At 52.2% G+C, this 22,179-nt stretch carries 24 protein-coding genes; 18 read left to right on the plus strand and 6 right to left on the minus strand.

Annotated elements, in window-relative coordinates; genetic code table 11:
- The first annotated feature begins 51 nt into the window (after positions 1–51).
- The 6 genes from serC to BLP45_RS07485 all read left to right on the plus strand — a co-directional run bounded on the left by serC (position 52) and on the right by BLP45_RS07485 (position 6,744).
- Positions 52–1,146: a 3-phosphoserine/phosphohydroxythreonine transaminase gene (gene serC, locus BLP45_RS07460; RefSeq protein ID WP_090371343.1), complete on the plus strand. Its 1,095-nt coding sequence runs from the start codon at positions 52–54 to the stop codon at positions 1,144–1,146.
- Positions 1,139–2,338 (plus strand): phosphoglycerate dehydrogenase, encoded by a 1,200-nt coding sequence (locus tag BLP45_RS07465; protein WP_090371345.1) that lies wholly within the window; start codon positions 1,139–1,141, stop codon positions 2,336–2,338. Before serC ends, BLP45_RS07465 begins: the two co-directional genes overlap by 8 nt.
- Before the next feature lie 22 nt (positions 2,339–2,360).
- Positions 2,361–3,428 carry a prephenate dehydratase gene (pheA, locus tag BLP45_RS07470; RefSeq protein WP_090371347.1) on the plus strand — a complete coding sequence of 356 codons (1,068 nt, stop codon included), beginning with the start codon at positions 2,361–2,363 and terminating at the stop codon, positions 3,426–3,428.
- Positions 3,429–3,512: 84 nt separating this feature from the next.
- The gene (gene hisC, locus BLP45_RS07475) at positions 3,513–4,625 is read left to right on the plus strand and encodes a histidinol-phosphate transaminase (protein WP_090371350.1); all 1,113 of its coding nucleotides are present in this window, start codon (positions 3,513–3,515) and stop codon (positions 4,623–4,625) included.
- Entirely contained in the window at positions 4,622–5,638 is a 1,017-nt protein-coding gene (gene aroF / locus BLP45_RS07480) for a 3-deoxy-7-phosphoheptulonate synthase (protein WP_090371351.1), read from the plus strand. Before hisC ends, aroF begins: the two co-directional genes overlap by 4 nt.
- A 215-nt stretch (positions 5,639–5,853) precedes the next feature.
- Complete coding sequence (locus tag BLP45_RS07485) at positions 5,854–6,744, plus strand: prephenate dehydrogenase (RefSeq protein WP_090371353.1); 891 nt, start codon at positions 5,854–5,856, stop codon at positions 6,742–6,744.
- 37 nt (positions 6,745–6,781) lie between these two features.
- Here BLP45_RS07485 and BLP45_RS07490 read toward each other — a convergent pair whose 3' ends face one another.
- Positions 6,782–7,069 (minus strand): hypothetical protein, encoded by a 288-nt coding sequence (locus BLP45_RS07490; RefSeq protein ID WP_090371355.1) that lies wholly within the window; start codon positions 7,067–7,069, stop codon positions 6,782–6,784.
- Between the two features lie 329 nt (positions 7,070–7,398).
- Here BLP45_RS07490 and BLP45_RS07495 point away from each other — a divergent pair, with 329 nt between their 5' ends.
- Positions 7,399–7,749: a nuclear transport factor 2-like protein gene (locus BLP45_RS07495; protein WP_090371357.1), complete on the plus strand. Its 351-nt coding sequence runs from the start codon at positions 7,399–7,401 to the stop codon at positions 7,747–7,749.
- Positions 7,750–7,816: 67 nt separating this feature from the next.
- Here the strand turns inward: BLP45_RS07495 and BLP45_RS07500 are convergent, their stop codons facing one another.
- From BLP45_RS07500 to BLP45_RS07510, 3 genes are all read right to left on the minus strand, one after another.
- Positions 7,817–8,104: an encapsulin-associated ferritin-like protein gene (locus BLP45_RS07500; protein WP_090371359.1), complete on the minus strand. Its 288-nt coding sequence runs from the start codon at positions 8,102–8,104 to the stop codon at positions 7,817–7,819.
- Positions 8,105–8,240: 136 nt separating this feature from the next.
- Complete coding sequence (locus BLP45_RS07505; protein WP_090371361.1) at positions 8,241–8,627, minus strand: type II toxin-antitoxin system VapC family toxin; 387 nt, start codon at positions 8,625–8,627, stop codon at positions 8,241–8,243.
- Positions 8,628–8,864: a type II toxin-antitoxin system Phd/YefM family antitoxin gene (locus tag BLP45_RS07510; RefSeq protein WP_090371363.1), complete on the minus strand. Its 237-nt coding sequence runs from the start codon at positions 8,862–8,864 to the stop codon at positions 8,628–8,630.
- Positions 8,865–9,575: 711 nt separating this feature from the next.
- Between BLP45_RS07510 and BLP45_RS07520 the strand changes: the two genes are divergently transcribed.
- From BLP45_RS07520 to BLP45_RS14790, 10 genes are all read left to right on the plus strand, one after another.
- A complete protein-coding gene (locus BLP45_RS07520; protein WP_090371365.1) occupies positions 9,576–10,811 on the plus strand; it encodes a tyrosine-type recombinase/integrase in 1,236 nt (411 codons plus the stop codon).
- 160 nt (positions 10,812–10,971) lie between these two features.
- A complete protein-coding gene (locus tag BLP45_RS07525; RefSeq protein ID WP_090371367.1) occupies positions 10,972–11,787 on the plus strand; it encodes a hypothetical protein in 816 nt (271 codons plus the stop codon).
- A 379-nt stretch (positions 11,788–12,166) separates the two neighbouring features.
- A complete protein-coding gene (locus tag BLP45_RS07535; protein ID WP_090371371.1) occupies positions 12,167–14,761 on the plus strand; it encodes a DUF3987 domain-containing protein in 2,595 nt (864 codons plus the stop codon).
- Entirely contained in the window at positions 14,758–15,294 is a 537-nt protein-coding gene (locus BLP45_RS07540) for a hypothetical protein (RefSeq protein ID WP_090371372.1), read from the plus strand. Before BLP45_RS07535 ends, BLP45_RS07540 begins: the two co-directional genes overlap by 4 nt.
- A 175-nt stretch (positions 15,295–15,469) precedes the next feature.
- On the plus strand, positions 15,470–15,742 hold the full coding sequence (locus tag BLP45_RS07545; RefSeq protein ID WP_256327741.1) for a hypothetical protein: 273 nt from the start codon (positions 15,470–15,472) through the stop codon (positions 15,740–15,742).
- Positions 15,739–15,936, plus strand: coding sequence for a hypothetical protein (locus BLP45_RS07550; RefSeq protein WP_090371373.1), 198 nt, complete (start codon positions 15,739–15,741; stop codon positions 15,934–15,936). Before BLP45_RS07545 ends, BLP45_RS07550 begins: the two co-directional genes overlap by 4 nt.
- A 365-nt stretch (positions 15,937–16,301) precedes the next feature.
- Positions 16,302–16,730: a hypothetical protein gene (locus tag BLP45_RS07560; protein WP_176754696.1), complete on the plus strand. Its 429-nt coding sequence runs from the start codon at positions 16,302–16,304 to the stop codon at positions 16,728–16,730.
- 446 nt (positions 16,731–17,176) lie between these two features.
- On the plus strand, positions 17,177–18,130 hold the full coding sequence (locus BLP45_RS07565) for a hypothetical protein (RefSeq protein ID WP_090371377.1): 954 nt from the start codon (positions 17,177–17,179) through the stop codon (positions 18,128–18,130).
- A 110-nt stretch (positions 18,131–18,240) separates the two neighbouring features.
- Positions 18,241–19,361, plus strand: a protein-coding gene (locus tag BLP45_RS07570; protein WP_371128739.1) for an IS3 family transposase whose coding sequence is annotated in 2 segments (ribosomal slippage) — positions 18,241–18,490 and positions 18,490–19,361 — 1,122 coding nt in all. Because the reading frame shifts where the segments join, the coding sequence is not laid out codon by codon here.
- A gap of 713 nt (positions 19,362–20,074) precedes the next feature.
- A complete protein-coding gene (locus tag BLP45_RS14790) occupies positions 20,075–20,422 on the plus strand; it encodes a hypothetical protein (RefSeq protein WP_218117966.1) in 348 nt (115 codons plus the stop codon).
- Positions 20,423–20,721: 299 nt separating this feature from the next.
- On the opposite strand, the gene BLP45_RS15085 is transcribed toward BLP45_RS14790, so the two are convergent.
- Complete coding sequence (locus BLP45_RS15085; RefSeq protein WP_090371383.1) at positions 20,722–21,024, minus strand: ASCH domain-containing protein; 303 nt, start codon at positions 21,022–21,024, stop codon at positions 20,722–20,724.
- Positions 21,025–21,170: 146 nt separating this feature from the next.
- Entirely contained in the window at positions 21,171–21,656 is a 486-nt protein-coding gene (locus tag BLP45_RS07595) for a hypothetical protein (RefSeq protein ID WP_090371385.1), read from the minus strand.
- 141 nt (positions 21,657–21,797) lie between these two features.
- Here BLP45_RS07595 and BLP45_RS07600 point away from each other — a divergent pair, with 141 nt between their 5' ends.
- Entirely contained in the window at positions 21,798–22,127 is a 330-nt protein-coding gene (locus tag BLP45_RS07600) for a hypothetical protein (protein WP_143002420.1), read from the plus strand.
- The last annotated feature ends 52 nt before the right edge of the window (positions 22,128–22,179 follow it).

Here is a 22,179-nt window from a genome sequence, read left to right on the forward strand (position 1 = left end):
TGCTATTAATCGAGAAGTGTTTGGAAGATGGCAATAAAGAAAGAGGTTTTGATGGGACATATATTTAACTTTAGCGCAGGCCCTGCAGTACTACCCACCGAAGTTCTGCAGCAGGCGCGCGACGAAATGCTCGACTGGCATGGCAGCGGCATGTCGGTGATGGAGATGAGTCATCGCGGTAAAGAGTTCATGTCCATTGCCGCAAAGGTTGAAGCTGATTTGCGCGAACTGGTAGGTATCCCCGCCAATTATAAGGTTCTTTTTCTTTCCGGTGGAGCTTCCAGTCAATTTGCCATGGTGCCGATGAACCTGCTGCGCGGCAAGAAAAGCGCTAATTATGTCAACACCGGAGAATGGTCTAAAAAAGCGATCAAGGAAGCGAAGAAATACTGCACCGTAAATATCGCAGCCTCATCGGAGGACGCGAATTTCACTTACGTCCCGCCTCAGGATGCGTGGCATGTCGATCCAGGCGCCGCTTATTTGCATTACACCCCCAATGAGACCATAGGTGGAGTGGAATTCAACTGGATTCCGGACCTGTCCCGGGTGAATGGCGACATGCCGCTGGTCGCGGACATTTCATCCAGCTTCATGTCGCGCCCGCTAGACATTACCCGCTTCGGATTGATTTATGCCGGGGCACAGAAAAACATGGGGCCGGCGGGATTGACTGTTGTCATTGCGCGCGAGGACTTGCTGGGCGCAACGGTGCCCGGTACTCCGACCATGTTTGACTATAAAATCCACGCCGATAATGATTCCATGTATAACACACCGCCCACCTACCCAATGTATATCGCCGGACTGGTGTTCGAGTGGTTGAAAAAGAAGGGTGGATTGTCGGCGATGGAGAGCATCAATATCGCCAAGGCCAAGCTGCTGTATGATTTATTCGATACGACCGATTTTTATCGCTGCCCCGTAGCCAGAGCCGATCGCTCTCGCATGAATGTGCCCTTCACGTTGAAAAATACGGCGCTCGATGACGAGTTTCTGAAACAGGCCCAGGCGCGCGGCCTGATTCAATTGAAAGGACACCGCTCGGTAGGGGGAATGCGTGCTTCCATATACAATGCCATGCCTCTTGAGGGAGTGAGGGTTCTGGTGGAATTCATGAAAGAATTTGCGAGCAACCATGCCTGAACGCGCACATAAGGTTTTTCGGATACTCACGCTCAACCCGATTTCACCCTTGGGTTTGAAACATTTTGCCGCCGGCCGCTACACGGTGGGTAGCGATATCGCCGAGCCGGATGCGATTCTTGTGCGTTCGTACAATATGCTGCAGATGGATATTCCGGCCAGTGTAACAGCCATAGGCCGGGCAGGCGCGGGCACCAATAACGTTCCGGTCAAGGACATGAATCTGCGGGGCGTGCCGGTGTTCAACGCCCCAGGCGCTAATGCCAATGCGGTGAAGGAACTGGTACTGGCCGGCTTGCTGATGGCATCGCGCAACCTGATTCCGGCGATTCGCTTCACCGAGAATTTGCAAGGCGACAATGCCACCCTGCACAGGCTGGCCGAAGACAGCAAAAAGCAATTCGCCGGCATCGAATTGCCGAGGCGCACCCTGGGCATCATCGGGCTGGGCGCGGTGGGACGACTGGTGGCGGACGCGGCCATCCGGCTTGGCATGAAAGTAATCGGTTATGACCCGGAAATCACCGTGGATGCGGCCTGGAATTTATCCGCGGAAGTCAAAAGAGCTGAAAGCATCGAAGACCTGCTACGCCACAGTGATTTTATAACTTTGCATGTGCCATTGCTGGATGCAACCCGCCATTTGATTAATCAAGAGCTTGTGCAAAGCATGAAGCGGGGAGCGATTCTACTCAATTTCTCGCGCGACGGCATCGTCGACGAGGAAGCGGTACTGGCGGGAATCGAGTCCGGCAAAATAAAATACTACGTTTGCGACTTTCCCAGCCAGCTATTTCAGCATCACCCAGCGGTCATCACGCTGCCGCATCTCGGCGCTTCCACTCTGGAAGCGGAAGAGAATTGCGCAGTCATGGTGGTGAATCAGATGATAGATTATCTGGAAAACGGCAATATCACCAATGCGGTCAATTTCCCCAACATAACAATGGAACGCGGATCTCCTTACCGCCTGGCGGTAGCCAATTCCAACGTGCCTAACATGCTGGGACAGATCTCCACCTGCATGGCGAAAGCAGGCTTGAATATTCACAATATGGGCAATAAATCTCGTGGTGAGATGGCCTATACCCTGGTCGATGTGGACAGCCCGGTCCCGCATAAAACAATAGATGAGGTCGCGGCAATCCAGGGCGTATTGATGGTCCGCTACCTGCCGGTACTGGCTGAATAGCCGGAGCCAATAGAATTTCTCGATGACCGCTCAACTCAAACAGCTGCGCGACCAGATCGATGCGATTGACAGCGAGCTGCTGAAATTGATGAGCGCGCGCGCTGGTCTTGCGCGGGAGATCGGACAGATCAAGAACGGCGTGGCATATCGTCCCGAGCGCGAGGCCCAGGTGCTGGCGCGGCTGTGCGAATTGAATCCAGGACCGCTGCCCAACGAACATATTGTGCGGTTGTTCACTGAAATCATGTCGCTATGCCGGTCAATGGAAGAACCTTTGACTGTTGCATACCTTGGTCCGCAAGGAACCTTTTCGGAAGAAGCGGTATTGAAGCGCTTCGGCAGCGTGGTGACGGCCCTCGCATGCAGTTCGATAGATGAGGTATTCCGGAAGGTGGAAGCAGGTCAGGCTGGTTATGGAGTTGTACCGGTTGAAAATTCCACTGAAGGCGCGGTCGGAAGATCACTAGACCTGTTGCTGCAAACCACTTTGAAGGTATGCGGTGAAATAGCGTTGCCGATACATCAGCTTCTCCTCGCGCAGCAAGCCGACCTCACACGCATCAAGCGGATTTATTCTCACCCCCAATCATTTGCTCAGTGCCATGAGTGGCTTAACGCGAATTTGCCCCTATTGTCGGGGGTGGCGCGGATCAATACAGCGAGCAACGCCGATGCGGCAAGGCTGGCTGCGGAGGATGAAAACGCTGCAGCCGTCGCCGGTAAAAAAGCCGGAGAAATATTCGGGCTCACCGTTTGTGCTGAGAATATCGAGGATGACACGAACAATACCACGCGCTTTCTGGTGATCGGTGACCAGGAAGTCGCTGCCTCCGGCAAGGACAAGACGTCGCTGGTTATGTCAGCCAGGAACCGGCCCGGCGCGATACATGAATTACTGGGTCCATTAGCGGAGCATGGCGTAAGCATGAGCCGCCTCGAATCCCGGCCTTCACGCGCCGGCCTATGGGAATACGTATTTTTTGTGGATATCGAAGGGCATCAAATGGATACGAAAATCGCGAAAGCACTGGATACACTGCGGGGCAAAGCCGCGTTCCTGAAAGTGCTCGGCTCGTATCCAGCCGTGTAATGCATGGTTCAGCCCATTGATTCCTAATTCAGGATTGAAATTCTCCCCACTTCCGTACCTCTGCAATTCCACGAATTTGACCTTATGAATCTCTGCGATCTTGCTCCCGAATATATCCGAGCCATCAGTCCCTATCAACCCGGCAAACCCATTTCTGAATTGGCGCGGGAGGCGGGTATGGATGAACGCTACATTATCAAGCTTGCATCCAACGAGAATCCACTGGGAACGAGCCCGCTGGCGCTGGAGGCGATGACCAGGGCGCTGGATGAGGTGGCGCTTTATCCGGATGGCAGCGGTTTCGAGTTGAAAGCGGCGTTGTCAAAACGTTACGGTGTAGCCAGCGGTCAGATTGTGCTGGGTAACGGCTCCAACGACGTCCTGGAGCTGGCGGCCCGGGTATTCCTGAAGCCGGGCGCGTCCGCGGTTTATTCGCAACATGCCTTTGCCGTCTATCCGCTGGTGACGCAGGCGGTCGGCGCAAGCGGCATCGCGGTCCCAGCCAGAAACTACGGTCATGACCTTGAAGCTATGCTGGACGCAGTGACGCCGGAGACACGCGTGGTGTTTATCGCCAATCCCAATAACCCCACCGGTACGTTCCTGGCCGCTCCCGCACTATTGCGTTTTCTGGAACGGGTCTCTCCGGATGTCCTGGTAGTGCTGGATGAAGCTTATAATGAATATTTGCCGGTCACCATCAAGGCTGACAGTATCGCGTGGCTGAAGCGCTTCCCCAATCTGCTCATTACCCGCACTTTTTCGAAAGCTTATGGCATGGCGGGCATACGCGTGGGCTTCGGGCTGGCACACACGGATGCAAGTGCCTTGATGAACCGGGTACGTCAGCCGTTCAACGTAAACAGCATTGGCCTTGCTGGCGCAGTTGCCGCCCTGGAGGACGTGGAATTCGTGAAGCGCTCCTATGCGCTCAACCAGGCGGGAATGCTGCAAATCACCACCGGATTGCGGCAACTGGGCATCGAGTACATTCCATCCTACGGTAATTTTCTGAGCTTTCGCGTGAATGGCGGGAATGTCCGCGCGATCAATGAAAGCCTCCTCAGACAAGGCGTTATTGTGCGCCCCATCGGTATTTACGAAATGCCGGAACATCTTCGAGTGACTGTTGGGCTCGAATCGGAAAACCAGAAATTCTTGAAATCACTCAAGATAGCAATCGGAGAATCAGCTTGATCATTGTAATGAACCACGACGCCACCGACGCACAAATCGGTTCGGTGGTAAATAAAATTCGAGACTTCGGGCTAGACGCGAACATTTCTCGCGGCACAGAACGTACCGTAATCGGCGCCATCGGCGATGAGCGCAAGCTCGATCCGGAAATGTTCGATTCCCTGAGTGGGGTCGAATATTCCATGCACATCGTCAAGCAGTACAAAATTGTTTCGCGCGAATCGCACAAGCATGACTCGATAATAGACGCGGGCGGCGTTCCGATTGGCGGTAATCGCATACAGATTATCGGTGGCCCTTGTTCAGTTGAAACTCCCGAACAAATGGACCTGTCGGCGCAATACGTGTCTGCGGCCGGCGGCCGGTTGATGCGCGGGGGCGCCTTCAAACCCCGCACCAGTCCTTACACTTTTCAGGGTAATGGCGAGGAAGGGCTGAAAATGTTCCGCGAGGCCGCGGATAAATATAAGCTGCGCATCGTCACTGAGCTGATGGATGCGCGTATGCTCGACACTTTCCTTAAATATGACGTGGACGTTATCCAGATCGGTACCCGCAGCATGCAGAACTTCGAACTGCTGAAGGAAGTGGGACGCATCAACAAGCCGGTAATACTCAAGCGCGGCATGTCGGCAACTATTTCCGAATGGCTGATGGCGGCGGAATACATTGCCGCCGGCGGCAATCACAATATTATTTTCTGCGAGCGCGGCATCCGCACATTTGAAACAGCCTACCGCAACGTACTGGATGTGACGTGCATCCCCGTTCTAAAAAAAGAAACCCATTTGCCGGTTATCGTCGATCCTTCCCATGCTGGAGGCAAAGCATGGATGGTTCCTGCACTGGCGCGTGCCGCCATCGCCGCCGGTGCTGACGGCCTGTTGGTGGAAATGCACCCGAACCCATGCGAAGCCTGGTGTGACGCCGACCAGGCACTGAACCCTCAGGAATTCGAAAGCCTCATGGGATCATTGAAAGGAATAGCGGAGGTTATCGGACGAAGCCTATAAGGCAGATTCCATCCGGTTTTTTGGTAGGATCGGTGGAGCGAAGCGCAACCCATCATTGGCTATTTCCAAAACTCGCCATGACATGTCATGGAGGTTACCGCTTTGCTCCATAACTTTACATAGGCGTCAAACCGGGAATGGATCATAGGCATACTCAGCAATACCTGTAATCTAGATCAATTGCGGAAAATAACGGCTTCAACTATGGCAAGCGTGTGATCAACAAGCTGGTGATTATCGGCGTCGGCCTGATCGGCGGCTCATTCGCGCTGGCGCTACGCAAGGCGGGCAAGGTCAGGCATATTGTCGGCGTGGGGCGCAGCCGCGAAAATTTACAGCACGCCCTCAGGCTCGGCGCGATAGATGAAATCGCCAGCGATCTTCAGTCAGCATTGAAAGATGCGGAGGTAGTATTCCTGGCCGTACCGGTTGGCCAAGCCCGGGGGGTCATGATACAGATGTCGTCTTTCCTCGAACCGAACACGATCGTAACCGACGCCGGCAGCACCAAGCAGGATGTCATTGAGGCAGCACGTTCATGTTTGGCCCGACATTTGAAAAATTTTGTTCCCGGCCATCCCATCGCCGGAGCCGAGCTGAGCGGGGCAAGCGCGGCTGACGCCGAATTGTTCCGCGACAAGAATCTCGTGTTGACCCCGCTGGATGAAACCAGGACCGAAGCGGTAAAGCAGGTAACGGAGTTATGGCAGGCGTGCGGCGCGCGGGTCACGCTAATGAACGCAGTCCGTCACGATAATATCCTTGCCGCTGTCAGCCACCTTCCTCATGTGCTGGCATTCCTGCTGATGAATCGCGTCTGTTCCGGCGCCGGAGACAATCCGGAGGATCCGCTATGCCCAGACGATCTACTGCATTTCGCTGGCAGCGGGTTCCGCGATTTTACCCGTATCGCCGGCAGCTCTCCCGAGATGTGGCGCGATATATGCCTAGCCAACCGCGAAGCGTTATGCGAGCAAATCGATGCTTACCAGAACGAGTTGACAGCCCTGCGCGAAATGCTGGCGCGCGGAGAGGGAGAAGCAGTGGAAAGCGTTTTTGCCAATGCACGCGAAACCCGGCGCCTATGGTTAAAAAGCAAATCTTGAAGAGGGCAGAGCGTTCAGCGACATTATGCCTAAAAATTTAATGCGCAATTTTTTCCTCCAGCTCGACGCCTGATACTCGCTTTTTGCCTATTGGTACGACCTTGGATTTGAGGGTCTTGGGTTTGAGAGCCCTGGCTTTGATGGCCTTGTTATGCTCGCTGGCCAGTCTCTTTACGGCAAGATTATAGTTAGCCCAGAGAGTATCAAGCTCCTGTGCGTGACGCTCAAGCATCACCGCGTAATTATCCTGATGCTGGTCGCGTAGGGCATTCTTGGCGCGAAGATAAATTGTGTGACGTCGTTGTGCTTCGGTATTTTTTATCATGGCTCACACTAATCGTCTATTACGCAAATCGCGTAAATTGAAGTTCTGGATTTATACATATAGGCCTTAGAAAGTAAAAGATTCTCTAGTTACTTTGCATTTGGCATGTTGGTATCGTATCAACTTCAGTAGCGAAAACAATTGGACTTTAGTACATCGGACTTTGGTACATCCATTGGTCGCAAATGACGCGTTACCCATAACGCATAGGGATACAAAATTCCCCGAATACGCTACCATTACACTATTTCTTTGGACTACCATGTTACTCGTGGGATTGGTCCACAGCTCATCAGGAACAGATCACAACCGACTTGAAGGAGGAAACGATGACCTTGAAAGAAAAGCTGGAGGACCTGAACAACATGATCCTGAAGGGTGAAATTCTGGAATCCATGGACAAGTATTACCACCAGGATTGCGTGGTAATAGAAAAAAATGACGTGGTGGCGACAAGCCTTCAAAAAGCCAAAGCTCGAGAGTCAGACCTTTTTGAAGGAATTGAAGAGTGGCTCAAGGCGGAGATCGTATCCACCGCCGTGGGGGAGGACGTCACGATGACCGAGTGGCATTATGAGTACAAACATAAGAACCTCGGGCACAAGAAGTTCGATCAGGTAGCCGTTCAGTACTGGAAGGATGGAAAAATCGTCCGGGATCGATTCTATGCGTTGTATTGAATACCGGTGATTGGCTCAATAGTTGTAGCTATCCTATTCGGGTATGGGCTAACCAATCCAACAGCGCCTACTTATGCGCAATGGGTTTCTCGGTGAACAGGTAGTCTTTCAGTTGCATCGAAAACGTTGGGTCCTTACGTCGAATCCATTCCAGCACCATGGAAGCATGCTCCTTTTCCTCATCGCGATTATGCGCAAGGATTGCCTTGAGCTCCTCGTCTCTGCATGCATCCACACGCTGGTTGTACCAATCCACCGCTTCCAGTTCCTCCATCAACGAGACGATTGCCCGGTGCATGTCCCTTGTCTCATTGGACAGCTCCTCAATGGGCTCGTGGTAACCGACGCTTGACATTGCTTGCTCCTTCCTTGTGGATTATAAATAATATGCCCTCATACGGCTTTGGTAGGATGGGTAGAGCGAAGCGTAACCCATCATCCGGCTTTTCCGACCTCACCAAACTCCGCTTTCTTCACCATTGCAGATGAAGTCAGATGAGCCACACCAATTCCGAGTACGGGGTTAACGCAGAATCCGCAGTCAACAGCCGCGCAGGCATCAGGAGCGTCTGCGCGATTAACAATCGATCGAAAGGATCGTGATGATATAAGGGCAGCCCGATAATTTTGGCGGCATGACTGGAAGTAACAGGCAATTCGATAAAACCCGTTTCTTGAGCAGCCTGTGCGATCTGTTCCGGCGAGTATGGAAAATTTGCCCTGCCAAGAGAAGTCTTGATGGCAATTTCCCAAATGCTGACGGCGCTAAAATATACCTCGTTATCCGGCGTTTCAATATTACGCCGGACCTCTTCAGGCAGGCGATCGGGTTTGTCCAGCGCCCATAGCAGAACGTGGGTATCCAGCAATAAAACCAATTAGTGTCCTTCGAATAAAGCGAGAACGTTGTCCGGTAGCGGCGCATCAAAATCTTCAGGGACACCGAGCTGCCCTTTGAATACACCGAGTTTCCTGCGCTGCGCCTTACCCGCCAGCGGCACCAGCCGGGCCATTGGTTTTCCGGCCTTGGCAATAACTATTTCTTCGCCTGCCGCCACTTTTTCCAGCAGCCGGGACAAATTGGTTTTTGCTTCATGTATATTAATCGTGTGCAAGGATAGCTCCAGACTAAACTGGACTAAGTTTAGCGGAAGCTCGCAAATATAGCGAGCATTTATCTGTGGTGAACACCCTCGCCATTTTCAGGGAGGAAAGCGCGTGTGGATGCTCTGATCATGCCGGTGCTGCATCCGCTTGTTCTGCCTTTTGATTGCCAATGTTAACTTATGGAAGGTTCAATTGCCAAGAAACACCAAACTGGTCTTCGACCCGCGCAAACTTAGTACTGAAGCCGTAGTCATCTGGGGGTATGAGAAACTTCCCTTCTGTCGAAAGCACCTTGCAATACCGATCAAATGCGCTCGCCTTGACACATGAGACGTAGGTTGGTGTCGTTGGCTGTGTCTCAGGTTGATTCTCGGAACATGAAACCAAGAAGCCATCGCAAGGGCGCAAGCGACAGTTTTCATGGCAGAACGTGGGTTGGACACACCAAACTGGTGGGTTGGACACACCAAACTGGTGGGTTGGACACTCCAAACTGTCGAGTCTCGATTTGGGCGAAAACGACACTTCGAGTTCGCATTGATTCAAAGTGGCGGAGGCGGTGTCCGCTTACATCTAACTTTCATAACATATCACCTCATATCAAATAGTAGCGGAAAGCCACTGCTAAATTACTTCTCCCGTTAATTAACTCACTCCTTGCCATGTCATCTCGTGTCATGTAATCTCACTTTAATTGGTGGGTTTAATGAGGGGTTGAGTTGGCACGTAAGGCAAAAGAGCTTTCAGCGCTCGAAGTAGGAAGACTTGCTGTTCCCGGTCTTCGTTTTGTGGGCGGGGTGGCAGGTCTCGCACTCCAGGTGGCACCCTCGGGAGCACGCTCCTGGATCCTGCGCGTGATGATCGGTGGCAAGCGCAGAGAAATGGGACTTGGCGGATTTCCTGATGTAACTCTGGCCGGGGCAAAAGAGGCAGCACGCGCTGCCCGCCACAAGATCAAGGAAGGCGTAGATCCCATCGGCGATGCCAAAGCCAAGCGTAGCGCCCTCTCTGCTGCCCGAGCTGCATCAATGACCTTCAGTCAGGCTGCAACAGCCTACATCGCTGTGATGGAATCCGAATGGTCGAACGCCAAGCATGCGTCCCAATGGCGCAATACACTCAATAGCTATGCATTTCCTGTGATCGGCAACATCTATGTGCGTGAGATCGATCAGTCTCACGTAATGCGGGTGCTGGAGCCTATTTGGCTAACTAAAACTGAAACAGCAAAGCGATTGCGTGGACGGATCGAAAACGTGCTGGACTGGTCGAGGGTACGTGGCTACCGCAGTGGCGAAAACCCGGCGCGTTGGCGTGGCCACCTGGATATGTTGCTGCCAACACCGGGAAAAGTACAGAAGGTCAAGCATCATCCGGCACTACCATATGATGAGCTCGGTGAGTTCATGGCGAGACTGCGTCAGCAGGAAGGCGTGGGGTCACGTGCGCTTGAGTTCGCGATTCTAACTGCGGCCCGTTCCGGCGAGGTGCGCGGCGCATTGTGGAGTGAGATCGATTTGCCTGATGCCACGTGGACAATCACCGCGGGTCGGATGAAGGCGAAGCGTGAGCATCGCGTGGCTCTCAACAAAGAAGCGGTAGCTTTGATGAAATCTCTGCCGCGCTTCAGTGAACTTGTCTTCCCAAGCAACAAGGGCACCGAGCTCTCAGATATGACCTTGACTGCCGTACTGCGACGGATGAAGCGCGCTGACATTACCGTGCATGGTTTCCGTTCAACTTTCAGGGATTGGTGCAGCGAGCGTACTAATTATCCACGCGACGTGGCAGAAATGGCCTTAGCGCACACCATCGGCGACAAGGTAGAAGCTGCATACCGTCGGGGTGATCTTTTTGAGAAACGCCGCCTGATGATGCGCGATTGGGGCAAGTTCAGCATACAGGTACAGGCAGTGGCGGGCGTTGTTCCGATCAAGGGAAAGAAAAAGATGTGACATCTCATAAATGCTGCGAGTTCGAATCCCAAATACACGCCACATTCCAGACCAGTTTGCGTACCAGTCGATGTAAGCCGAGCATGTGAATGCAGTATCGAGAATTGTTTTTACTTGAGCTGTGACGACTATATCGGTACGAAGATCTTTAGGAGCGAAAATGAATTATCCCGAATGGGCACCGGAAATTCTTGTTGAGGGATACAAAATGTGGCTGGCGGCTCCACCAGCAGAGAGAGGGCATTGGATGGCTGATACCAATGATTATATTGCCGAGTTAGTGCGGAGAGGTATATCGGTAACACCGGATGATGCGGAGAATATTCGTCAACGGCAGTACCGGGAAAGGTTGCGCGTTCCGGATGAAGAAAGGATGCATCTCGTTAAGTTACTTATTACTGACTTGCGAATGAAGGATGCATGGACAATCCTGTCCAAGCGAACTCGCTCTGATCTGGAATTTTACGAGTTTTTTGAAGCGTGTGAACAGGCAATAGCAGGTTGGCGAGGAGATCCGAAGCTAACAGCCGCAGAAAAACGCGCCCATTACAGGGAAGTTGGGCAAGTGGCTAGGAGGTTGAGATTTCTTCTGGAACGAAGCCCCGAATTCGACCTTTACACGGCAGAGGATTTGATTGAAGGCGACTATTTTGAATGTTTTCTCGAAGATATGAGTTTCGTGAATCAAGAGAATATTGACAAGGACATGCTTCGATTTTTTCTCGCTGGGCCCCCAGCTAATGATGTATTGGAAAATATTGCAGAAAAGTCGGATGAATATGCCAAGGAAGAAAACGTGGTTAAGCAACCAAATTCACCGAATGCGGAAATTCATTACTTTATTCGGTCGATGTCAGCGTATTGCATGCGCAAATATGCCCAACCACTCCACGAGGTGGTCGCCATCACAACTTCGGTTATCTTTGACATACCGAATATTGACAAAGACTATGTGCGAAAGAACATAAAGCGGTAGAACCCGGAACATTTTCCCGTTTTTTTAATAGAAATGTTCCGGGGAACATTTCGCCTTTATCTTCCGAAATATCGTCCTCTATACATCCCAATAAGGTTCGAGACAATGTGCGTGTTCATACAGCCTCAGGAGGGGCAACGCCATGACACGTCGCATCATACCGAGGAGCCTTCCGGATGCTCTCAAAAACTTTGATTTACTCCCTGATTCAGCCTATGTCCAGCAGGCAATAGTCGAAGGGCTTTTCGACTGCTCCGCCTCAACAGTTTGGCGTATGGTGCGACGGGGCGAGCTGCCGGTGCCTCACAAAATAACCGAGCGCAGCGTCCGGTGGCAGGTGGGTGAATTGCGCAGAGCCCGGAAGGGTTAAGAGGCACGTATGCATTCCGAAGAAAATATATTCCGTCCTACCCCCATCCCTGGTAGCCCCATTTCCGTTCATAACACACATAGCTCTCCCCTCTCCGGAGGGGATATCGTTTTACTCATAAGGCAAGCCCTAAGCTTTATTCCTTCTGATGATCGAGAAATATGGATCAGGTGCGGCATGGCAATAAAAGATGAGCTGGGCGAGGCAGGTTTCGAAATATGGGATCAGTGGAGTTCGACCAGTAACAAATATCAAGCCAGAGATGCCGCAGCAACATGGAAATCGTTTAACTCGGGTGGAAAAGTCGGCATCGGTACCCTTTTCCACTATGCCAAACAATATGGCTATCGGTGCAAAGGCACTTATAAATCCACAGGGCCACTCACAGCACAAACAGCGGAACGCCAGTGCATTGTCGCGAAAGAGGAAGCCGAGATAGCCAGCGAACGTGCAGACACGGCGACAAGGGCCATGGCAATCTGGAGAGCAGCAACCGAGGCAAAAGCCGATCATCCCTACCTTGAGCGCAAGCGGGTGTCACCGGTTGCGACCCTGCGAGAGATTGACGCGGGCGCGGCAGCAAAGATATTGGGCTACCCACCGAAATCGCGCGGCCAGCTGCTTACCGGGCGCTTGCTGGTGGTTCCAGTCAAACAAGGCGACAAGCTTTCAACCCTGGAATTGATTGACGGCGACAAACGCAAGACAGCATTGGCCGGGCGTGGCAGCAAGGCGGGTGGGTATTGGGCGCCTGAATCGCTACCCGATGTGGTGGGTACCCTGCTGATCGGGGAAGGCGTGGCGACGGTCTTATCGAGCAAAGAAGCCACAGGATACCCTGCTATTGCGGCGCTCTCCTCCGGAAACTTGTTGGCGGTGGCAAAGGCGATGCGGGAGCGCTACCCGGCAGCGGCACTGGTAATCCTGGCTGATCTGGTGAAGGCAACCGGCGCACCTGATCCTCACGCAATCGAAGCGGCACAATCCGTTGGGGGGAAACTGGCAGTGCCCCACTTTGCCGCGAGCAGTGATCCAGACGCGACCGACTTCAATGATATGGTTCTGACAGGCGGCGCAGCAGCCGTAGAACGCGGCATAGCGAACGCAAGCCAGCCAGGGCAGGATGCTGAAGGAGAATGGACGAACCCGCAACCGCTGACGGCAAAAGTGGAACCGGAGCCCTATCCACTTGATGCCCTGCCCGACACCATCCGGGCAGCCGTGGAAGAGGTGGCGGCTTTTGTAAAAGCCCCCTTGCCGCTGATAGCTTCGTCAGCGCTCACGGCACTGTCGCTGGCAGTGCAAGCGCATTACGACGCGAAGCGGGCGGAAAAGCTGCAAGGCCCAGTTGGATTATTCCTCCTGACCATTGCCGATTCTGGCGAACGGAAAACTACTTGCGATGGATTCTTTACGCAACCGATCCGCGATTATGAGGCAGCGCAAGCGGAGGCAGCCAAGCCAGGCCTAAGAGAATGCCAGGTGAAAATCGAGGCATGGGAAGCCAAGCGCAGCGGCATAAAGGAACAAATTCGCCAGCTTGCCAAGGGAAGTAAGCCAACCGAAGATATGGAATCTGCCTTGCAGGAGCTGGAAAATAACAAGCCGGAAATGCCGAGAATTCCCCGCTTGCTTTATGCCGACGCAACACCCGAGGCATTGGCTTACGGCCTGGCGAAGCTGTGGCCGTCGGCAGGCGTGGTATCCGCCGAGGCCGGGATTGTTTTTGGCTCGCACGGCATGGGCAAGGATTCTGTAATGCGCAACCTCGCCTTACTGAATCAGCTATGGGATGGAGCCAGTCTGACGATTGATCGGCGATCAACGGAATCCTTTGGTGTGCGCGGTGCGCGACTAACCATGGCATTGCAAGTGCAAGAGGCAACGTTGCGGAGTTTCTTCGACAAAACCGGTGTGCTGGCTAGAGGAACGGGCTTCCTTGCGCGGTTCCTGGTGTCATGGCCGGAATCGACCCAAGGCAATCGCCCCTACACCGATCCCCCAGAGGACTGGCCGAAACTTACCGCATTTCATAAAAGAATTGACGAGATACTGAAAATAACCGTACTCGTCAATGACGCTGGCGCGCTATCGCCGGTACCGTTGACGCTGAAACCCGATGCAAAAGCCGCATGGGAGGAATTCCATAATGCAATCGAAATCGAGCTATCAAGCGGGGGCGAGCTTTACGACGTACGGGACGTAGCGAGCAAGTCCGCCGATAACGCCGCGCGGCTGGCGGTGCTGTTCCAAATCTTCGAGCACGGCGTTGGCGGTGCAGTTGAGCTGGACTGCTTTGAGTGCGCAGGCAGGATTGTAGCGTGGCATCTCAATGAAGCCCGGCGATTCTTCGGCGAGCTCGCGCTACCAGCGGAACTGGCGGACGCAGCACGGCTGGACACCTGGCTGATCGGTTATTGCCAGCGGGAGCAGACGCATCTTGTCTCGACACGCGAAGCACAACGCCTTGGGCCGGTGCGCGACAGGGAAAGGCTGACGACTGCATTACGGGAACTGGAGGAGCTTGACCGCGTGAAGGTGAGCCAAGAAGGGAAGCGGAAGATCATCAAAGTCAATCCAGCTCTACTGGAGGTGACATCTTGAGCCTGAAGGATTTGATCCGGGGAAAGAAGGCCCATGATAAGTTCGCGACAGCGACACCTGCGACTTTTGCGACGCCAACACCTGAAGAGAGGCAAGCTGTCGCAACTGTCGCAACTGTCGCTGTCGCAATCCCTGCAGACCCGATACCCAAAACCCTGGTAAGTGTCGGCACTAGCGACACGGCGATAGCGTACCACTGGTGGCGGTTTCATTATTCCAATCGGGAGCCGAAGGAAGCGTCTTACTGGCCGCCAGTTAACGAGGCTGAGGCGCTGGTTGGAGAACCGGATGCAATATCGGCCGAACCATTCGAGCCGGTTCGGCGGCAGCCGGATGAACCGTTGACCGAGAAAGATGAAGCCTTAATCCGAGTATGGCTGGCACGTATCAATGAAACCGATGATGAAACGATCCAAGCCGTCTTGGATCAATGTCGGGGCGACGCGGACGCGAGGGCCTCGTTCATTCGCCTCGGCAACAAGGGCGATAACCAGGAGACAACCAGTGAGCAAAGAACGATCTTACTGAACTGAAGCAGGAAAGATTTGGATTCCATTACGACGTATTTTTTGAACGTTATTTCATTGCCTTGTGGCCGAAATGGCGATCTGCAGAACCAGCCGGAATCGGGAAGTGAAACCGGTTTTGCTCGAAAGAAATCGAGCAGACTTTTGTGACTTTTGTGGTTAATTTTCCATGGTTAAAAAAATGAAACAGCAAATAGAAAGTGCGAAACGTCAGCCGATAACCATTGACGCGACAAGCGGCACATGTACCCCCACCCCCCCTAGAATCAAGCTGAACGCGCTTGAGGACGTGCGGCGGGAGATGGCCAGAGTGTACCGTGAGGCGCGAGGGGGTACGATGGACACGAGCGAAGCGGGACGCCTGGCTTATATTTTGAGCGGTATCGGTAAGCTGATCGAGGCAACGGACATTGAAAAGCGACTTCAACAAATGGAAAGGAAGTTCCTGAAATGAACATTCTTCGACGGGTGGAAATGCTGGAAGCAGCGGTGCTGGAGACCAGGGATGACGTCGGGTACAAGCTTGTAATGTTAGAGGGAGATGAGACTTGCGAGGAAGGTGTGATACGTTCGGGTTTGAAGGATTGGCCTCCTGACAGAATCTTCATTATCAAGTTTGTAAGTGCCAGTGACACGCCGATTCTGTAGTGGGGAGATTTGAACCAATGGGGAGGAAGCATCAGGCACGGTTACGCGAGAACATACCCGACTTCGAGACACTTTCCCTGTCAGACGATGAAATTATCAGGAATTACCTGATAGCGGCTCGGGAATTCGTGAAGCAAGGACGGAACGGCGGCACTGGGCGGCGTAGTTTCTGTGTAGCTGTATGCTCCGCCACTAGCGCGACAGGCAAACAACCAAGCATTTATCCCGCCAAAAAGGCCTACCTGCTGGGCCTTATCATCTCAAGTATGGAAGAGATCGGGAGAAGTTCTAGCCGATCTGGACTAAACAACGGCTGCGTGTGAGAATGCATATGCTATGTGTAATTTTTACCACCGCTGCAGCCTATGACGACCAGCAACAATGTCCCCTTCATCCCCATCCTTACAGTGATGGTGGACTATGGAAATGCGCCCTTTCTGTGGCTCGTCGATGATCCCGATCGGAAGGGGGTCGGCCCCAACCTTTGCGACGGTACTTACTGGGACGAGTCTTTTCCGATGTCGGAAGGGCTTTGGCAGAAATTTGCTGACTGGGCCATCAAATTCGATCGGACGTCGTTTCACTCCGATGACTTCGATACCAAAGGATGGGATTGGCCCGCTTTCCATGCTTATGGTCTACAACTGACGCGCTGGCTCAAGGAGGAGGTCGGCGATGCTTATCGCGTGGTTTATATGAAACCTTGCGAGGATCTTGAATGTCAAGTTGATGAGCGTAGAGAGGTGCACAATGATGGGACGCTGGTGCTGCTAGCTTCATTTCGACACCCTTGACGAACTTGAACAGTTTCAGGGAAGTTATAAGAGCCATGATGACCTATCGGAGCGCTATCCGATGCAGATCATTTTTTGCATTGATTGCCGTGACAACTTATTCAGAAATATGTGGGGCACGCGCGAGGCACGTATAGATAAATGATGACGAAAAAAGACAACAAGCCACAATACGGAAAGAGCAGCAAGTTACCGAGCATTATTATTGTTTGTGGCCTTCGGTAACTTCTTTTTTATAAGAGACGCATAACCATTGTCGTTGGTTCGAGTCCAACTAGACCCACCAGTAAATACGGCCTCAATCGTAAGTTTCCACAGTCATATATATCCACGAATAGAGAGCTCATAACATCCAGGATTTCTGGGGATTCTTCCTGAAGATTTGTTAATTCACGTTCTCTGTCGGCACGAGTTGGCCATTACCCGCCCATTATTTCATTTGAAACGTGATTTCCATTGCCGCACTCAGCGACGTATTGCCAATTTCTGGTCTTGAACCACAAACGGTGGCATATGTTCGTGGCTTGGTCAGAAAAGCAGATGGAACGGAGGGCGAAATTATCGAATTCCTTGAGTCTCCGGCTGGACAAAATGTTCCGTATGTTGATCCTGTCAAGGCCATGACCGTCATCTTTCTGCATAGAGGTTTAAGCGAAGATATCGCGGCGCTGTGCGCGGAAACCGAGTATGCGGAACTCAGGACTCGCCTCGGGCTTCTTGAGCGCGTACGGTTTTATGATAACAGCAATCCAAATCCGCCCGAGTACGTTCCCGCGCCTCTTCTGGTGGAGTTCCTGCGGGAGAGGCGACTGGCTTCCGATGACTTGGTGAATTACCTGGAGAAGGTAGTAGCTGCTGTCACGGTTGCGCCCATATTTCAGGGACCAGAAAACTGGAAGGAGTGCTGGTCACTTGCCCAGCTTCCAGAATACAAATCACCGGAGTCCATAATAGAGTTTTTTCCCGGCCCACCCTGGGGTGAATCCAGTGCAGAGTGGCGAAATGGCAGGTTTCCTCGCTGGCGAAAGGAAATGCGGGTGGTTGCGGCAGACCTTCAAAAAGTCCTGGGTGAATCGGTCTATCACTTCTCCAATCCCGACTCCGACGTTGACGATGATAACGTGCATCGCTTTCTCGTTCTGCATCTGTGCTGCACCCTCCGGCCAGAGTCACTATATGTACAGTTTCTGCTCGAAGCCAGTGGCGCTGAAAGCGTTGAAGAATTCATGGCGGCTATGATCAATCCAGAGAGCTATGCTGAGCCATTCAAGATTGAGGATGCCTTCATTGGCTTGGAGTCGAGCCCCTGCCGGCTTGACTACACCCCGTCATCGCACCTAAACGCTCAGCGAGCATCTCGATCTGGTCAAGGCATTTATCCGTTCCTGGATTCCCACTAAGTCCCTTATCGAGCGGCAGCGGCGAAAGATCGGGAATACTGGTGATGTGCTCCCAATAAAACGTACCAGTTGGAATCTAGTAAAGTTCGTTTTTCGAAAGGAGAGCGGACGTGAAGAAGCGATTTACAGACGAGCAAATTATTGGGTTTCTGAAGCAGGCAGATGGGGGCGTACCGGTCAGGGAATTGTGTCGGCAGCATGGCTTTAGCGATGCGTCGTTTTACACCTGGCGCGCCAAGTTTGGTGGGATGACAATACCGGACGCCAAGCGGCTGCGAGACCTTGAAGCGGAGAATACTCAGCTCAAGAAGCTTCTCGCCGAGTCGCTGCTGGATGCTGAAGCCTTGAAGGTTGCCTTGGGCCGAAAGCATTAACTCCACAAGCCAAGCGTGAGGCGGTGACGGCGATGCTGGAGCAGACGGAAATCTCTGAGCGCCGTGCCTGTTTGCTTGTGGAGTTATCACGCACTGTATTGCACTACGCGCCAAAGGTGCAGCCGGAGAATGAGCAGTTGCAAGGCCGAATGATTGAGTTGGCAACTAAGCGGCGTCGCTTTGGCTATCGGCGCCTTCATGCCCTGCTGCGGCGAGAAGGCATTGACGTCAATCACAAACGCATCTTTCGCCTTTACCAGGCTGCCGGATTGGCAGTAAAGCGTCGACGCAAGCGATGTAATGTAACGGTTGAACGTGAGCAGTTGGCATTACCAAGCAGGCCCAATGAAGTGTGGTCAATGGATTTCATCAGTGATGCGCTCGCCAATGGCAGGCGCATCAAGGTGTTGACCATTGTTGATGATTTCACAAAGGAGTCTGTTGATCTGGTGGCCGAACATGGCATCTCTGGACAATACGTCGTGCGCGTGCTGGAGCGCGCTTCACAATTTCGTGGATTGCCCCTGGCGATTCGTACTGATCAGGGACCAGAGTTCACCAGCAAGGCGCTAGATCAATGGGCTTATCAGAATGGCGTCCAGCTCAAACTGATCGAACCGGGTAAGCCAACACAGAACGCATGCATTGAAAGCTTCAATGGCCGCTTTCGTGATGAATGCTTGAATGATCACTGGTTTACCAGCTTGGCTGAGGCGCGGATTCGGATTTCAAGTTGGCGGCGCGACTACAACGAGAATCGACCACACAGCGCATTAGAATATCGCACTCCGGCAGAATTCGCAGCCAGCTGCCGCATGCATCAGGAAATAAACAGCCATGAAAGAGACAAAAACTGATTTTTTAACTGGACTTTGCTAGAACGCCCTTGGCACTATTACTGGGGGCACATCATTCGCACCATCTGCTTTTTCTGCCACTGAGGCGCCCCATCAGTCCTCTACCCCCTCGCAAGCAGGCCAATGTCAGCAATTAACTGAGCCTGGAGCAACCCAAGAGATGATCGCCGGCCGTGGATGCTGTTCGCATCATAGCGGAGTCTGCGGATGCTCGGGAGGGAGAGCGGCGTGTTGTGACGGGTCCCTGAGCCCAACGTGTGGGTGTCATAAGGATGAACCGATTGGACTACCAAATTGACTAGGACTAGGCCTGGCGCATGGTAACTATGAAAGTGGTACAGATTTGGGTCACAGCAATTTGCGCTATTTGCTTGCTTGCTTCCTGTGGGAAGGATGACCGCGGATCATCCATTACAGCAAATGACGTTAAATTTCAACCGTACTATGAACCCCAGCCCATATCTCCACAACAGCCGACCTATCGTTCTTATTCGAGTTATTCTCCGCGGACATTCATGGGCTATTCCTGCAGTGATGGTTGTTCTGGCCACGAGGCCGGGTATGAATGGGCAGAGGAGAATGACATTGACGATCCGGATGATTGCGAGGGGAATTCGGACTCATTTATTGAGGGCTGCCAAGCATATGCCGAAGAAAAGCAGGCAGAGTCGCATGCCCATGCAGATGAGGATTAAGTAATGGGAGTAACAAACATGAGCATCATAAAAAATCTTTGGGCGATTACCGCTTTGTGCGCTATCACGACATCAGCCTTCTCGCAACAATTTCCTGTAATGCATCCCGATGAGATTATTACCAAATACGGGAAGCCGGATCGCATGGTATCTACCGAATATGACAAACCACGGCCGCCATTTGTAACTCTTCTCCTTGTCTATACAAAAGAGCATGTACGCTTCGCTTTTCTTCCCACCGCCCCCATAGGATCGCCGCCGCCATACAAATCCTGGTACCTTATAGGTATTCAGGATCCTAGAGATAACTCGGTCATATCTGGCGATGAGGCGACACAGAGAATGCGGAGTCGCGGGAAAAAGTAGCGCATTGGCTAGTGCCTGAAGCGAGAAAAGGCGATATGGAAAAGAAGAAGCATCATTACATTCCAAAATGTTATCTGAAACTCTTTTGCGACGAGCATAGGCAAATCCTTTTGTATTGAAAAGATGATCCGGGAAAACCCTATCCGATCATCACCTGACTGCAGTCTTATTATCCCTTGTCCGAGATCGTGTCCCTCGATCGCGAGGGAGAACCCGAGAAGGATGCGGGCGACGTCATCATTCGGCCAGAAAAGCTTCAGCACTCCACGTGCCAGAAACGGCTTATTTTAAGGGGTCCCTCAAAACCCATCCATAGGCTCCTGGCTGCATTGGCCCACTCGAAAGTTCACGCCAGCGATTCTACCGGTCGTTATCGAAGCGCACCACCGCCACCAAAAACACGCGTCCAATAAAAGCCCCCTTGTCAAACCGATCTGTTCAAATTGCCTCTCAGGTTCAGGATTTTCTTTACGGCCAGCGTGAATCCACAATGGACCCCGATAATCTGTCTGCCAGCTCCGGATTTCAATCGATTTGCATCCAGTGATAATGAGTTCGGCCCAAGGCTGCTGGACACTTAGCGCCGGATGATGTCCATGCACACCTTCCCTGCATCGGCCTTATGGCTGGCATGCCATTAAACTAGAGAGATAGCGCGCGTTCAGCGAACCCTTCTATTTTACGACCTTTTAAAAGCTCAGCCTATTGGACTACGGTACCAACTGACAAAGAGAAGGGCATTGCGAAGCTACTTACTCAACAGCACCCTGGCTACCGCAGATCGAAATTGCGTGCCCGAATACTGGGCTATCTCTTTATAGAAAGTTGTTAAAAAATTACTATCCAGGGCATGAACGCCATTTTCCCCGTGGAAATTGCTCCGAAACGCCGCCGGAAATTTGGTTTTCAGCAACTCGGTAACATGGGTAATTGCCTCATCTGAATCAGTATTGTTGTAGAGGATGGACCTGGGATCTGACGGCTGGTAGTACATTACTGACCCAATATTTATTTTTTCCGATGGTTTCAACCCTTGGGGCTCAGTTTTAGCCCACCACAGTCTGGCGATGAGTTGTACCTGACCCTTTCGACCTTCTGGTGTTTTGAATGCCCAGATATAATCTGGCGGGCACTGATTCATTTCCTCAAGTTTTTTACTTGTTGACACAAAACGTCCGACCATATCGTTCTCGATATCATTCTTATAGTCTTTCCAGTAGTAGAAAACATCCATAGTTATCCCTTAAGTTTAAAATATCCTCTATTCTGATCGATTATGGACTCTCGATTACTGCCTCATCAATAGACAGCCGGATAAAGTTCGCGATACTCATGACTTAGGGGAGTTAACTGACCTCTCGCCGAGAATGTAAAGGTGAAGTCATTTTTTACAAAAACATTCGGTCGTGATGATGGTGCAGCTGTCGATGGGTTCTCCCGTATCTGCCGTCCATGTGCCCCATATCCCGTGAAACAAATGTGCGAGAGCATTCACGCCACATTCGCTCAACGCGGTTTTGCAACATTTGATAGCCATTTGACGGATGGCGGAAAGAATGAAATCACATTAAAGGTTCCGTTGTACCAGGAAAAATCCATTGTTCAGTTGGAAATGCAGTTGTACGTCACTGCTTCGCAAGGTGAAGTTGATTTACCCCACACTGCCAGACTCTTTATCGATGTGCCCGGCGGTTTTTTTACGTGAGAATCTGGAATACTCACGCTGGCATCCGAACCTAAAATCTACGCTATGTTGG

The sequence above is a fragment of the Nitrosospira sp. Nl5 genome (genome assembly GCF_900102495.1).
In the GTDB taxonomy this organism is placed as follows: Bacteria; Pseudomonadota; Gammaproteobacteria; order Burkholderiales; family Nitrosomonadaceae; genus Nitrosospira.